The sequence below is a fragment of the Gramella jeungdoensis genome, assembly GCF_023805255.1.
Lineage (GTDB): Bacteria > Bacteroidota > Bacteroidia > Flavobacteriales > Flavobacteriaceae > Christiangramia > Christiangramia jeungdoensis.
This window is the reverse complement of the sequence record NZ_JAMSCK010000002.1, coordinates 24,580-38,337: the sequence shown is the minus strand read 5'-3', so window position 1 is coordinate 38,337 and position 13,758 is coordinate 24,580. Positions and strand designations below refer to the sequence as shown.

Sequence of the window (13,758 nt, the reverse complement as noted above, 5' to 3'; positions counted from 1 at the left end):
TGTATTAATTGATTACTCAGAAGTCTATTAAAGGGGCTTAAATATGAATGCTGTTCAAATCTTTATTTAAGATAATATTTTTTTCTCCACAATAATTTATTTTTCTGCAATTCAATTATTTAGATATATGCATTTCAGAAGTAATAGAGATGTTTAGTTAGAAGCTAGTCTACGGTCAATTATTTTCTTTAAAAATGGGGGCAATCATCCTGGGATGACAATTTATTAATCATAGATTAATTTTATCTCTCTGCCTGCAGGTACATCCAGTAACCTTTTTTAAATGGGAACTGAACGTTATTGAATCCGGCACTCTTTAACCATTCTAACTGAAGCAGGTAATCTGTTGGCCTGTCGAATGCTTTATAATGTTCCATGACCCAGGACCATTTTTCACCGTCTGGGAAATTACCATTTACAAAGTTCTTCCACTCTTCAAGCACCCTTGGGTGATCGGGATTATTTTTGCTTATCATTAGATCACTGTATGAAAATATTCCTCCTTTTTTTAGCGCAGAAAATATCTTCTTGAACAGAGATCTTTTCTCTTTATTTTCACAGTGATGCAGGCTGAATCCAGCAGTAATAAGATCATACTTTTCATTCTCAAATTCAAATTCCCTGAAATACTTATTCTCATATTCCATTTCAAAATCTTTGAACTGCCTGCGACATATTTCTATCATTTCTGCAGAAGCGTCTACCAGGGTGTAGCTGGCCTTTGGGAAATATGGGAGAAGTTGTGCTGTAATATTCCCATTGCCACAGCCAAGATCAAGAATGGAAACGGGATTGAAATTTACTGGAAGGTATTTTACAAAACAGGAGACTAACTCAAGATAATGCGGTGCCAGGCCAATCATATCATTGGTATAATTCCTTGAAAATTCGTTGAATTCCAGGCCTATGTCTTTTCCTTTTTCCATTTTTCAGGGTTTGGCTCCATTAAAATACCTCTGTCGAATTCTATAACAGACTGACTATATGATATCTAGCATTGTAGTGAAGTTAATTATTTTCCCCGAGAACTTCCAGGTTTATAATGGGCTGTGAGCTATGATCATTTTTAAAATGATCTTAGGGGAATAACTCCATGGTATAATCAAAATATTCAGGATGGGAGATTCCCCTGGAGTATTTCAGATTTTGAGGCTGATCATACTTCTTTAGATATGCGTCGCTGATCTTTTGATTGATCGGGTTGTTTGGATCCAGCTTTTTTCCTTTAACCCTGAGAACCTTATCCCCGTATTTGATCTCACCAATTCCCGTTCTCTGCAATTCAGTAAACCAGCTCTTTTCACTTTTATTCCAGCTACGGGCGAAAATCCTCTCATCTACTTCTACCATCCATATCTTTAAAAAAGTTGGACGTTCAACACCGCCTTTAATTCCGATTAGGGTGTGCTTGTCTAAATAATCATATAAATCTTCTTGAAACATTTATCGCATAATTAAGATTTTAGGAGCACTATATTTGAATAGTTTTATCCTTATTTAAAAAAGTCTTTTCACCTCTTAAGCTCCAACGGTACCTGTCTTCACTTGTCCTTCTTTTCTGTATTTAGCAATGATCACCCCGCCTGGTGTAACCAAACTCTCGGTTAACTTAAAAGCCGCAGGCATTGCGGTATCATCAAAAAGCCTTTTTCCTTGCCCCAGGATCAAAGGATGAATTTTCAGCCATATTTCATCCACTAAATTATTAGCGAGCAGAAGTTTTACAAGTTCACTACTCCCCCAAACCTGAATATGAGAACCATCAGAATCTTTAAGTTTCTTGATATCAGCCAGTTCTTTCAGGAAAATGGTATTCTTCCAATCTGAATTCTGAAGGCTTTTGGTGAGGACATATTTAGTGCCATCGTTGATACCAGGCCAGGATTCGGCATGCTCAGGCCAGTAATTTTCCCAGATCTTAAATGTTTTTCTTCCCAGTAGATAATCTGCCGGTTCTAATTCCTTATCCACTGCCTTGTCATATACCTCATCAAAATAAGGCGCTACCCATCCACCATATTTAAAGCCGCCCGATGTATCTTCTTCAGGCCCGCCGGGCCCCTGTATTACGCCATCCAGGGTGATCATTGATAAGACGATTATTTTTCTCATCCCTATTTAATTTTAGAATAGAAGAATATAAAGTTAAGCGATTGTTGGTTAGCTTATTTAAAAATAATCCGGGGTGAACTTTGATGAATATTGATCGCCTCCCATGCATGGGATGCGATATTATTTATATGCTACGCATAACATTTTCGGTTATTCTGTCACACCTGCTAAAACCAAATTCAAATACATCTGTGTCACTGGATAAGCGATACAGTGTTTCTTTCAGCATTTCCTTAGAGCGGTGTAAGCGAATCTTCCCATTCGCCAGGCTTATGTCAAGGGCCTGAGAAATTTCCCTTAAGCTCATTTCTTCCACCTCCTTCATCATATAGACCGTTCTGTACTTGATATCCAGCTGATCGATCGCGTTCTCCAAAAGTTGCTTAGTTTCTCTTCTCACCATCTTTTCCTGTGGATTTAACTGAATACTGTCCGGAATTTCCAAAATGAGATCATCATTATTAGTCTTATTATACCCATTCAGTTTAAGTATTCTGGATCTCTTTTTAAGTTCTGCTAAGGACTCATTAATTCCTATACGGATTAGCCAGGTAGAAAATGAAGCCTCAAAATTAAACTGATACAGCTTGGTATATGCCTTTATATAGGTGTTTTGCATCACATCTTCAATTTCGGCCTCATCCTTTATATAGCTGCGGATAATTCGATACAATTTCTGGTTATTTCGCCTAACCAGGATTTCATAAAGTTCCTTTTCTCCATCCAATATCCGATTAATTACTTCTTTCTCTGTTATTCTATGATCATTGAAATCACTGATATTAATAGCTACCATAATACTGCCTGTTTGCCCTTTAGATGTGGAAACTCTAAAAAAGGTTACAAAATTTTGTATCCTTTCTTAATCTCAGCTATCAAATGGGTGTAACAAATTTTAAACAAAACAAAAATTCAGAATTATGGATTCTAACGTGCAACTTGTAAAAAATGTATTGAAGTACACCTTTGGACTCGTACCGATCGTAGCGGGACTGGACAAATTTGCGAACATCTTAACCAACTGGAGCCAGTATATTTCAGATGGCTTTGCTGAGATTCTTCCTTTTGAGCCATCTACATTTATGATGATCGTTGGCATCATTGAAATTCTGGCAGGTATTCTAGTCCTTACCCATACAAAGGTAGGTGCATACATAGTTTCGGCATGGCTGACAGTTATTGCATTAAGCTTACTTTTCAGCTGGAGCTATATAGATGTGGCTGTAAGGGATCTGGTAATGGCGATTAGCGCTTTTTGTTTGGCCAGACTATATGAGAAGAATGCAACCAAGGCAAATAATTAAATACTGAAAAGACACCCGGCAATTACATTAATATAAAAAACCATCACGCAGTTTTTTGATAAATCTGCGTGATGATTTCCTTTACATTATATGCGGAAAGGCATTTGCCACTCCCAGGCATAATGAAAGCCATTGCAGGATCTATTTTGCAGCTTGTGTTACAGAAACTCCATCAAAATAATTCGCCTTTTGAAGTCCTATTTTTAATATTCTTTCGGCACCGCTGGTATTGGCCGACATTTGAATATAAATCTCTTTTGAACCTCTTCTTTCTAAAACAAATTCATCTTCGCTAATAAGAGACCAGCCATTTAAGTTCTCGCCAGCTTCAAAGTTAGAATTTCTATCACTTCATGATCCTCCAGGATATTTATTTTGTACTAAATCTTATGGCGTAATCTTCTGTTGCTGTTTCGGTTTTTGGAGAAATACCAATAAGGAAGAATTCATAATCTTTATCATCTTCCAGGTTCCATTCCAGGATCACTGTTTTCCTGTCTTCCGAAAACCTTAGATTGGTAAAATTGGGAAATGCTTCCTTATCTTCTCCCGGCCTTATAAAATTTGCTCCGGAAAAAGCCTTGTCAAAATTCAGGGATATCTGTTTTAAAGCCGGATCTACCTCTTTACTTCCATTTTTAAATTCACTTATAGAGACAAAATGAGGCTGTACCTTTTTGCTGGCTTCAATATATTCGTGAATATTTTCAGCATAGGATTTATAGGCTCTTGCCAATTGAGGAGTAAAACTTTCCAGTGTTGGATACTGGCCCCTGTTGTTATCATAATTTTCCAGTTCTGTTACCAGATCTTCGATCCAGATAAAACCTCTGTTAAGTTGCTCTGAGATCTCCAATGATATTTGATCTTCAGGAAAAGAATGATCTTTCATGTACTTTATCACCGCCGCTCGTACCAGGGCTTCATTTATCATGGTTTGCCAGTTTCCATATGCTCCGCTCCTCATTTCCTTCTTAACGACGTCATATATGATCTCCCCGCTATCCCTGAATTTAGCATTGTTCTTATCCAGGAGTTCATTCACAAAGGAATGATTGAATTCATGTAATAAGGTGGGAAAATAGTTGTTCACGGGAAATTCTACCATGCCTTCGGCATCAGTATTCCATGCTCCCATTATGGCATAGACTTCCTTCTTTCCATTTGGCAATTCTACTGAAGGTCCATAATTCCCACCTCCATTTCCTAATCCGTTTACGATGATGAATTCCTCGTTCGGTTCTTTGCCATAAAAGTCTTTATACCATTCTATATCCAGCTTATTATAGATAGGTATAAATCTTCCGCTGGCTTCAGCATAAAGTGCACTATTGGCCTTAAAGAATTGTTCACTGTTACTGTAGTGATAGAAATCCTGCAGAAGGCCCACAAACTTATACGCATTTTCTTTACCCCACCTGGGTTCGGGAATAGTCTCATTAAATTCCACCAGAGGCTCCAGATTCTGATCCAGGTGAACAGCCATTTTCATCACCGCATCATAGCTAACCCCGTTTTCCTGCCTTAACTTTTTGATAAAGCCAATAAGTTCATGATCCTTGTAAGCAGTATAGTGATTATTGATCTTATCGGTGTAAAGCTTAAATACTTCTGACGTATATTCTTCACTTTCTGCTAACCTGAATGCGATACTCAGAAGTTCGACCCTTTTATCTATTTCAGGTTTTTTAATGGTACTCATTCCTTGTCCAAAAGTGAATGAAGTGTAAAAGCTAAGAAGAAGAATCGTAAATTTTTTCATGTTTTTTGATTGATGTGATGAATTGATGTTGTCTAATAGACGGCAGGAAATGCTGAGAGGTTACAGTAATTCGGGGAAAATTCTTTCAGGGCGGTCTCAAAGCCTGATTTTCTTTTAAAAAATCACCCACTTTCTAACAGGGAAAAGTTGTGCTTCGTATAGCCCTTTCGGGCAATCAGTTATAGTATCAGGAATTCACAGCCTGCCCGCCCACAGGCATAGGACGAAAGCTTTATTCATGAAGTTATTAGATTTTTTAGGAGTCCGCTCAGGTTATTTCAGCAGAGTCCTGTAATATAAGTTCCAGGCCCCTGAATTGGATTCAATAATATCGGGAAGTCCATCTCCATTTATATCTCCGGTTTCTATGTTATAAGTATTTTCCTCTAGATCCTCCCGTAATCCAATTTCTATGAATTCCAGATCTTTTTGCCCCATGAACACATAGTTCCTTTCCTCTGAATTTCCCTCTACAATATCGAGGAACCCGTCCAGATTAAGGTCGGCTAATTTAATGGAATAGGTCATTCGCTCCTCTGAAAACTCCAGGGTTCTATGAAATTTCAAATCCTTATCACCAAAATAAATGACATTTTTTGAACCTAAGTTCCCGGCTACTATATCTAAAAAACCGTCTTTGTCAAAATCTCCGATATCTATGGAACGGGTTTCATTATCCTTTTTGCCAAATTCAATGATTTCTGTAAAATTCTGTTTGCCGTCATTGAGGTATACCTTATTGGTGTTTTGTCTTTCTGCAGTGACCAGGTCCAGAAATCCGTCATTATTGAAATCTATTATTTTAGTTTGAATGGTCTGGTCTAATTCATCCCCGAATTTTATGATCTCCGGGAAGTTCCCTTTTCCATCATTTAAACAGATCTCGTTTTGAGCTTTTCTATTTGACAAAATAAGGTCAATATCTCCGTCCAGATCTATATCTGCCGTTTCAAGATTCCTGGATGGATTAATGGAACCAAATGAAATTTCACGATCGAAAGAATTCTTTGAACCAAATATGATCTTATTCTCAACATTGTCATTTGCCACAGCAATATCCATAAATCCATCCTTATTAAAATCGGCGCTTTTTACTGAGTAAGATGCATCCATAAACTTCCCGATGGGCATTGCATTTTTAAAATTCCCCTTACTATCATTAAAAAAGATATAATTCTGTTCAGGCCAATGCCTCCCGTTGGCTACCAGGGCGTCAAGATCTCCATCCTGGTCCACGTCAAATAATGTTATCGAAGCCGTTCTATTTGATTGGGTTCCTATAGAGAAGAAACCATCGGCATTAAAGAATTCGATTTGCTGGCTATATCCATTTGTGAAAAGGAACAGGAGTAGCAGAAATATTAGGTTTGGCTGGATCTTCATCATAATTTAGAGCAAGGGCAGTGATGCCGGTTTAAAACCTGAATTGCTGATGAAGTTAATTATTTTCCTCGAAAGATCGCCTGATACGTGAATGAACCGGCTTTTTGAAACAGCAGAAACCAGCATATCTGTTAGTTACCGTGAACCTTTTTACTAGTTACAATCCTACAATATCAGCAAAGGCGCAATAAAGCAAAGCCTAAATTCATTTTTATTATAACTGGAAGCTACCAATTCTTTTATGGCATAATCGGAATAATCATAATACCGGCCTATCTAAGCAAGGGCAATCCTGAGTGCTTTCAACTCTTTTTTGAGTCTTGAAGCCCAGTTCATGAACCTATTCAGGGAGGTATGCTGAGGTTTTGGTGTCAAAGGGATCTGTCTTAATTATTCATTACTTCTCACTAATAATTGCATCTGCTTCAATTTCAATTAACCACTCGGGGTTTACAAACCTGCTAACCTGCATTATAGTATCAACCGGCTTTATTTTTTTAAAATATCCTGATCGCACCTCTATCACGCTTTTCCAGTCATCAATATCAGTTAAAATGATCCTGGTCCTTACTACATCTTCTAATCCCGATCCGGCCTGTTCAAGAGCAGCTTTAATAATTTCAATACACTTCCTGGTCTGAGCCTTAACATCACCTATCCCCACCGTCTTTCCATTTTCATCTACAGGTGCGGTTCCTCCAACGCTTATAAATGAGCCTACTTTTACAGCCCGGCTAAAACCAATTATATCTTCTAAAGGGTTTCCGTTTGAAATTAGTTCTCTTTTCATAATAACAGAATTTGATGATTCAAGTTAGCGCTAAATTCCGCAAGAATCACAAAACCCCGATTAAATGAAGTTTATGTCTTTAAAGCGAACTGAAGGTCTGCAGCCTCTCCAACCCCAGGCATGGAACGAAAGCTTTATTCATGAAGTTATTTGATTTTCTAGGAGTCCATTCAGGTTATTTAGAATAATCGTCTATGTCTATATATTCTTAATGAAAATTCTAAGTAAATCATTTATACGCAATAGCAAGTTGCCCAATCAAATAACCAATAACCAGAGCTATAAGCCCAAGCAGTAGCACACGGGTTCCTGCTTTATACCAGGTAACTTTTGAGAACCTGGTGGTTGTGGAGCCAATTATAAATAAACCTATCATCGTTATGCCAATAGATACCGGCATTGCACTTTTAATAGGGAAGATCAAATACGCGACCAGCGGGAAGAGACCACCAACAATATAGGAAATGAACATCAGGACACTCTTTTTAAAAACGATATTGTCTGATTTTCCAGCCAATAAAAGTTCCCGATAGGTCATCTCTTTGAGCATGAGATCAGGATCTTTTGAGGCAGTGCTGGTCATTTCCCTTGCAAGTTTCAGTGGCCAGCCGTCCCGAACGAACATTCGGAAAAGCTCCTTCTTTTCCTGCACCGCAAAATCCCTTATCTCCTCCTTTTCTTCTTCTATTCTTCCCTGATTGATTTCGTATTCAGACCTGTTGGAGATATAGGACCCTATAGCCATGGAGACCGATTCAACAGCGATGATCACCGTACCGGAGAGTATCACGGTGAACTGATCCTGACTCCCAATTGCAATACCCGTTATTGCTCCAAGGGTTGAAACCATACCGTCTTCCATACCAAAGATGACTTCCCGTACTTTCGAGCCTATAGAGGTATTCCGGGAATGTTGATATTTGGTCATAGGCTGATAAAATTATCTTTTCAATCGCTAAGTATTAGCAGAAGGCCTTTGTACATTGGTAAGGGCTTTTAGTGAAGTTACTTATTTTCTCTGAAAAGTTTTCCGCCATTTTTAAAAAGAACTTTTTGACCATCCCTCTTAATCCCGATATAGTACCATTATTTTCCCAAAAACTCATGTGCAGTCCTGTGGCTGAACAAGTCTACAATAAAAGCAAAGGCGCAATAAAGCCAAGCCTAAATTCATTCTTATTATAACTGGAAGCTCCCAGTTCTTCTATGGCATAATCGGAATAATCATAATACCGGCCGATATAAGCAAGATAAAACCGAAGATCGATTTTTTTAAACGGACTGTAATAAATGGTAGGCACAGCTCCATAGCTGGTTCTCATATGCTGTTTACTGGTCTTAACATTATCATAAGCACTGCTGGTCATAAGGGTTAACAAACCTTTGAATTTGGGGCTGAACCTGTATTCTGCCCTCAACCAGTTCTCAATATACATCACATCCTCGGCCACCTGTTCTTCACTCAAAAGATTGGTTACTATCCCCTTGGTATCCACTTCTTCATAACTATAATGAAAGTCATACATCAGGCTCAGGTCTTGATTCTGGTATTTATGTCCCAACGTTAAAAAGGTGGTTCCCCTTTTTCTTACTTCATAAGAATGGCTTAAGCTATAAATGGTTTGTAATTTACCATCAAAAAACTTTCCGCGCCAGTTTCCAACAAAGGCTACAGGCCAGTCGGGCTCCTGGATGTTCTCTGCGACTATATCGCCATAGAGATCATCATAATGCTGTGTACGCGAATTTAAAACCTGCAACCCGAACTTGTTATTTTCTGAAGCCTGATAGGTAATTCCAGCACCCGTAACAAATGCCAGGGCGTTGCCATAAATATCATTGTACTCCAGAACATCCAATCCACTGAACTCGTATTCATAACCGCCGTAAAAGGCACTCATTTTTCCTAGCAGAAGATCAAAGGAGGGACTGATTTTAATATCAAGATAAGCCAGTTCTATATTACTACTTAGCCGATCCAGGGTCTGCACATCGCTGTTTTTATTAAAGCGGTTCCTGAACTGAAAACTTACCTTTTCATGCACTTTTCCCGAAATACCCAGGGCCGTAAAACCATTTTCAAACTGTATCCCGTTGTAATAGTTGTCGCCACCCCTAAAGGTATATGCCTGGAAGTCCATGCGCATACCGAAGGTGATGTTTATATTTTTTAAGAGCTCTATCTTTTCAGCAGGGATAATAGGCTCTGCCAGGCTGTCGTTCTGCTGTGAGAATCCCAGTATTGGAGTTAATAAAAGGATACTAATTAAAAATGATCTTATCATATAGAGCAGGGATTTACAGGATTTAAATTTTCAACTGGAATGACGGCAGAAGCATCCCTAGAAATTTACTGAAAATTTATTGAATTTATAGTGCAGACCCTTAACATAAAAAATATAACTGACTAATAAGCAGCAAAAAAAGCAGCTACGAAAAACATTTCTTAAGAAAGCATGATTAATATGAAACCACGCTTACCGGCATCTTAACCCAGATGATCGGCTTTATTTATAATCAAAATCGTGAGTTGTTTGGACCTTCATTAGCGCCATGGTTTTTATAGATCTTAAGCCCCGCAATAATGGTCCAAAGGAAGACAGAAAACAAGAAAAGTCGCTGCCATAAGCCGGTAAGGTGCTTTGATTCAAAAGTAGAGATCATAACCAGCATAAGTATCAGGGCAACAAGACCTGTTATGAGCGAATATAGCCATATACTGTGGAGACCCTTAATCTTCTTAAAGGAAAACCCCAGTAGAATGATTCCGAGAATTGCTGACATGAAGGCTATGGCTGAGACTCCATCATGGATGCCAGATTCCATGCTTCCAACAGGCGGGCAACCGGCATCGCACGAAAAAATACCTGCCAGGCTCATTCCTATACCAAAGACCATGAACAGTACAGATCCGGTTCTGGATACCCAGCCTTTAGAGACAGCTATGAGGAGAGACAGTGCAAAAAGGCTGAAGCATATACCTGAAGGGATAAAACCAAGATAGTTCATTATCAATTCGGTAGATGCACCTGTAGCACCAAGTTCACTTATAAAATTATCCAGATGATCGTAATCTGCCTGCAGGGAAGCACATATAATGGTAATAGATGTGAACAGGATTGAGCCTATCACTCCACCTAAGCTTAGAAATCTGGTTGCTATCCTTTTCATCCCCCTGAACCTGAATTGGGTACTATAACCCGGTTAATTTAAATTGGCGAGATTTGGGAAACCGTTCTAACGATTATGTTATAACAAGTTACTTATTTTCTTTGACAGGTGCTTCTATTTACCTTAATCTATGTTTCCGGTTCATAGTAAAGGATCACTGCACCCCTACTAAAAGTCTTTGTTTTTCTGAGGTTAAAAATAAACCACTCTTTTAGGTTTCCAAATAATGGCAACCCACTTCCCGCTATAACCGGATGAACGCATAGTTGCAATTCATCTATCATCTTAAGTTTCATTAATTGAATTATCAAACTACGGCTGCCAACTAAAATATCCTTACCAGATTGCTGCCTGAGTTCTAAAACCGTTTCCTTCAGGTCACGCTGCGCCAGTTCTGCGCTTTTCCAGTCTAAACTTTTAAAGCTTTGAGAAAAGACGATCTTTGGCGCCCTGTCCATCACAACGGCAAAGTCATCCATGGATCTATCTCCTGAAGGATTTTCTACCAGCTCGCGCCAGAATTCCATAAGCTGATAAGTTTTCCTGCCATAGAGTACGCTACCGGCATCATTTAACAGGTCTGCGTAATGCTGATGTATCTCCTCATCAGGCTCTATTGCGGTATGATCGCAAAACCCGTCAAGGGTCATATTTATCGCTGCAATTACTTTTCTCATGCTTAGTTTCTCTTAAGTTTATGAAACTATCGTTATCAAAAATTTTAATTCCCATTTTTAGCGGCTTCGGACTTTATGATAACTACTGAGCCCTTAATAACACCAGATTCAAGAATTAAAGAAGCATCCTTCCAGCTATCAGGCTCCTGATTTGTTTATGAAGTTACTTATTTTATTTAAAAAGCTTTAATCACTTACTTTTATACTTGCCATGGCCAGCCTTCCAATTGAAGGTGAACCCACAAATTCAATCTGTCGGGTATTAAAGATATTTGTCATATTAAAATTAAACACAACATTTTTGTTCCAAAGGTATTCAGCTCCAAAATTAAAGGTGGTGAAACCGCCTAACGGACCATAATTGAAATTTTTAGGAGGCGTTCTTGTGCCGGCACCAACAGAGCTTCCAACCTGATTCCCACTATAAAAGTCATATTTCTGCACTATTCTGGTTCCCAATTTCAAAACGAGGCGTTCCTTCAACAGGTCTTCAACCGTTAAAACAGCCACCCCGCGGTGATTTGGTGCATTAATGCTTTTTTCATCCCGGGTTATTTGCCCGTCCCTATTGGCATCATTTTCTTCAAACCCGGCATTAAGCCAGGAATATTTAAGTTCCAATTGTACCGAAGGGAAAACAGTGTAAGTCACTCCAAGATCCAAACCATATACCTTTGCCCTGCCATAATTAAAGAAAGTAAAAAATGTAGCTCCCCTCAAAGTGTCATTGCTAACGGTACCGGCAAAAACAGGGTTATGATTTACTTCAAGGCCATTCAGGGAAAGAGCTTTACCTCCTACCGGCAATGCGGGCGTGATAAAGTTCTTACTTATTCCATAATATGCGTTGGCATCTATCCAGGTCTTTTTGAAAGCCTGGCCTTTGAATCCAACTTCCCAGGTACTTACTTCCTCAGGCTTTAAAGGCTGCGTGGTACGCACCGACATGCCGTCGTTAACCGGTGAATTATTCGGAATATATGAAATACCTTTTCCTCCATTTCCAAAAAAGAAATCGCGAATACTGGCGTATTGATTCTGTATGGATGGCAATGCATAGGCCTTAGCCCAACCCAACCGGATATTCCCCTGCTCAAGGTCCTTTACCAAAGTAAACTTGGGAGCAAATAGATCCTGGAAGTTATCATTATTATCATATCGAATCGCTCCGATAATGCGTAACTCGTTCAGGAGTTCCTTTTCGAGTTGCAGAACAGCCCCTATTTGTGATATGGAAATATCACCAGCTTCGCCAGCCAGGGTAGTCCCATCGGTAGTGTTAGGATTCGCATTCTCGAAATCCAGGCCGGCTATAAGAAATAATCCGGCCTCAGAAAAGTTGGTATGGTATTGAATATCTCCATTAAACCTTCTGCTTTTTTCTTTAAATCCTGCTCCGCTTAAGGCTACTTGTTCTGCTTCCTCTGGTGGCAGGAATAAAGGCCCGGTCTGGGTCCTCATCCAGAAGATTTGAGTATAACCGGGAATGACATAGCTTTTCCCCAGGCTTCCCCAGGTATTATAGATATTCGCATAAAAATGGGTGCTTTTATATCTGGCCTGGAGAAAGCTGTAGCCCACATCCCTCATTTGATTTCGGCCACTGGTGGTAACCTGCAAAAAGTCATTGTTGCTAGCTCCGGCAGAGACAACAATCTCGGCTTTCGGGTTGATGTTATAATATAAATGGGCTTCACCCCGAAGATGACGGAAATCAAAATCTACATTATGTTCCGGGATAGCTTCGGGAGGAGTGCCTACATAAATACTGTCAATAAAATAGAACTCCCGCCCGCTTACATATTCCCCTGTCACTTTCCATGCCCATCGATCATCGATCTTTTGGGCATGTCGTAACCTACCACTAAACTGGTATTGATTCCCGGCACTAAGCGAAACGGATGTTCCGGGGTCCTGGCGTGGATCTTTTGTAATTGTATGGAATACCCCATTGTGCGCATTGGGACCATATAATGCCGTTTGTGGCCCCGCAACAATTTCAATCTGTTTAATGTCATCTTTTATGGTCGAACCATTATTGAATACAGGTAAACCGCCGCTTAATGCAGAAGTGCTAATTCTACCGTCAACGACCTGGAGTATTTTATTGTTAAAAGCGCTGTTAAGCCCCCTTGCGTTAAAGGTAGTCCCATCTACACCGTAGCGGGTAAATTCCACACCCTGAATCGAGGAAATCAGTTCACCGGTATTCGATCCTGCAAAGAGATCAATATCCTTTGTGGTTAAAACCTGGATGGAAGCAGGTGCACGGGTAATTTTTTCTGGACGAAGAAGCGATGTGACGACTACTTCCGGAAGTGTATCACGTACCTCTTCATTTTCATTTTGTGCTGAAACAGACTGTATTAAAAAGAAAGGGGAAAGGAAAACAACAGCTGATATTTTCATAATAAATGATGTTACAAAACCCTATTATTTGGTAGCCTTGCGTTTTGGGATCACTTATATCTATCGCAACATCCTATTACGACCTAAAAATTAACTCTGATATACATTCATGAAGGTGGATTAAATTTATGCTTTTTTTTATCACAGAAT

At 39.2% G+C, this 13,758-nt stretch carries 13 protein-coding genes; 1 reads left to right on the top strand and 12 read right to left on the bottom strand.

The annotated features are described in order from the left end of the window. Positions 1 to 242 precede the first annotated feature (242 nt). The 4 genes from NE848_RS04350 to NE848_RS04335 all read right to left on the bottom strand — a co-directional run bounded on the left by NE848_RS04350 (position 243) and on the right by NE848_RS04335 (position 2,908). The gene (locus tag NE848_RS04350) at positions 243 to 926 is read right to left on the bottom strand and encodes a class I SAM-dependent methyltransferase (RefSeq protein WP_252110999.1); all 684 of its coding nucleotides are present in this window, start codon (positions 924 to 926) and stop codon (positions 243 to 245) included. 151 nt (positions 927 to 1,077) lie between these two features. Then, positions 1,078 to 1,443 (bottom strand): DUF2255 family protein, encoded by a 366-nt coding sequence (locus tag NE848_RS04345; protein WP_252110998.1) that lies wholly within the window; start codon positions 1,441 to 1,443, stop codon positions 1,078 to 1,080. A 75-nt stretch (positions 1,444 to 1,518) separates the two neighbouring features. After that, entirely contained in the window at positions 1,519 to 2,112 is a 594-nt protein-coding gene (locus tag NE848_RS04340; protein ID WP_252110997.1) for a dihydrofolate reductase family protein, read from the bottom strand. Positions 2,113 to 2,236: 124 nt separating this feature from the next. Further along, a complete protein-coding gene (locus NE848_RS04335) occupies positions 2,237 to 2,908 on the bottom strand; it encodes an RNA polymerase sigma factor (protein WP_252110996.1) in 672 nt (223 codons plus the stop codon). Positions 2,909 to 3,032: 124 nt separating this feature from the next. On the opposite strand from NE848_RS04335, the gene NE848_RS04330 reads away from it, so the two are divergent. Further along, entirely contained in the window at positions 3,033 to 3,416 is a 384-nt protein-coding gene (locus NE848_RS04330; protein WP_252110995.1) for a hypothetical protein, read from the top strand. A 370-nt stretch (positions 3,417 to 3,786) separates the two neighbouring features. On the opposite strand, the gene NE848_RS04325 is transcribed toward NE848_RS04330, so the two are convergent. From NE848_RS04325 to NE848_RS04290, 8 genes are all read right to left on the bottom strand, one after another. Beyond that, complete coding sequence (locus tag NE848_RS04325; RefSeq protein ID WP_252110994.1) at positions 3,787 to 5,178, bottom strand: DUF4932 domain-containing protein; 1,392 nt, start codon at positions 5,176 to 5,178, stop codon at positions 3,787 to 3,789. A 273-nt stretch (positions 5,179 to 5,451) separates the two neighbouring features. Next, positions 5,452 to 6,564, bottom strand: coding sequence for an FG-GAP repeat domain-containing protein (locus NE848_RS04320; protein ID WP_252110993.1), 1,113 nt, complete (start codon positions 6,562 to 6,564; stop codon positions 5,452 to 5,454). A gap of 394 nt (positions 6,565 to 6,958) precedes the next feature. Continuing rightward, positions 6,959 to 7,351 carry a RidA family protein gene (locus NE848_RS04315; RefSeq protein ID WP_252110992.1) on the bottom strand — a complete coding sequence of 131 codons (393 nt, stop codon included), beginning with the start codon at positions 7,349 to 7,351 and terminating at the stop codon, positions 6,959 to 6,961. 229 nt (positions 7,352 to 7,580) lie between these two features. Then, positions 7,581 to 8,279: a VIT1/CCC1 transporter family protein gene (locus NE848_RS04310; RefSeq protein WP_252110991.1), complete on the bottom strand. Its 699-nt coding sequence runs from the start codon at positions 8,277 to 8,279 to the stop codon at positions 7,581 to 7,583. Positions 8,280 to 8,481: 202 nt separating this feature from the next. Then, the gene (locus tag NE848_RS04305; RefSeq protein WP_252110990.1) at positions 8,482 to 9,636 is read right to left on the bottom strand and encodes a porin; all 1,155 of its coding nucleotides are present in this window, start codon (positions 9,634 to 9,636) and stop codon (positions 8,482 to 8,484) included. 232 nt (positions 9,637 to 9,868) lie between these two features. Continuing rightward, on the bottom strand, positions 9,869 to 10,522 hold the full coding sequence (locus tag NE848_RS04300; protein WP_252110989.1) for a DUF998 domain-containing protein: 654 nt from the start codon (positions 10,520 to 10,522) through the stop codon (positions 9,869 to 9,871). Between the two features lie 128 nt (positions 10,523 to 10,650). Continuing rightward, complete coding sequence (locus NE848_RS04295; protein ID WP_252110988.1) at positions 10,651 to 11,199, bottom strand: dihydrofolate reductase family protein; 549 nt, start codon at positions 11,197 to 11,199, stop codon at positions 10,651 to 10,653. A gap of 186 nt (positions 11,200 to 11,385) precedes the next feature. Then, entirely contained in the window at positions 11,386 to 13,608 is a 2,223-nt protein-coding gene (locus NE848_RS04290; protein WP_252110987.1) for a TonB-dependent receptor plug domain-containing protein, read from the bottom strand. Positions 13,609 to 13,758 lie beyond the last annotated feature (150 nt).

What these genes read in the sequence shown, in the direction of transcription:
- NE848_RS04320 (WP_252110993.1), bottom strand. Translation starts at nt 6,564, where the DNA reads ATGATGAAGATCCAGCCAAACCTAATATTTCTGCTACTCCTGTTCCTT.
- NE848_RS04295 (WP_252110988.1), bottom strand. Translation starts at nt 11,199, where the DNA reads ATGAGAAAAGTAATTGCAGCGATAAATATGACCCTTGACGGGTTTTGC.
- NE848_RS04335 (WP_252110996.1), bottom strand. Translation starts at nt 2,908, where the DNA reads ATGGTAGCTATTAATATCAGTGATTTCAATGATCATAGAATAACAGAG.
- NE848_RS04325 (WP_252110994.1), bottom strand. Translation starts at nt 5,178, where the DNA reads ATGAAAAAATTTACGATTCTTCTTCTTAGCTTTTACACTTCATTCACT.
- NE848_RS04340 (WP_252110997.1), bottom strand. Translation starts at nt 2,112, where the DNA reads ATGAGAAAAATAATCGTCTTATCAATGATCACCCTGGATGGCGTAATA.
- NE848_RS04290 (WP_252110987.1), bottom strand. Translation starts at nt 13,608, where the DNA reads ATGAAAATATCAGCTGTTGTTTTCCTTTCCCCTTTCTTTTTAATACAG.
- NE848_RS04345 (WP_252110998.1), bottom strand. Translation starts at nt 1,443, where the DNA reads ATGTTTCAAGAAGATTTATATGATTATTTAGACAAGCACACCCTAATC.
- NE848_RS04330 (WP_252110995.1), top strand. Translation starts at nt 3,033, where the DNA reads ATGGATTCTAACGTGCAACTTGTAAAAAATGTATTGAAGTACACCTTT.
- NE848_RS04305 (WP_252110990.1), bottom strand. Translation starts at nt 9,636, where the DNA reads ATGATAAGATCATTTTTAATTAGTATCCTTTTATTAACTCCAATACTG.
- NE848_RS04350 (WP_252110999.1), bottom strand. Translation starts at nt 926, where the DNA reads ATGGAAAAAGGAAAAGACATAGGCCTGGAATTCAACGAATTTTCAAGG.
- NE848_RS04315 (WP_252110992.1), bottom strand. Translation starts at nt 7,351, where the DNA reads ATGAAAAGAGAACTAATTTCAAACGGAAACCCTTTAGAAGATATAATT.
- NE848_RS04310 (WP_252110991.1), bottom strand. Translation starts at nt 8,279, where the DNA reads ATGACCAAATATCAACATTCCCGGAATACCTCTATAGGCTCGAAAGTA.
- NE848_RS04300 (WP_252110989.1), bottom strand. Translation starts at nt 10,522, where the DNA reads ATGAAAAGGATAGCAACCAGATTTCTAAGCTTAGGTGGAGTGATAGGC.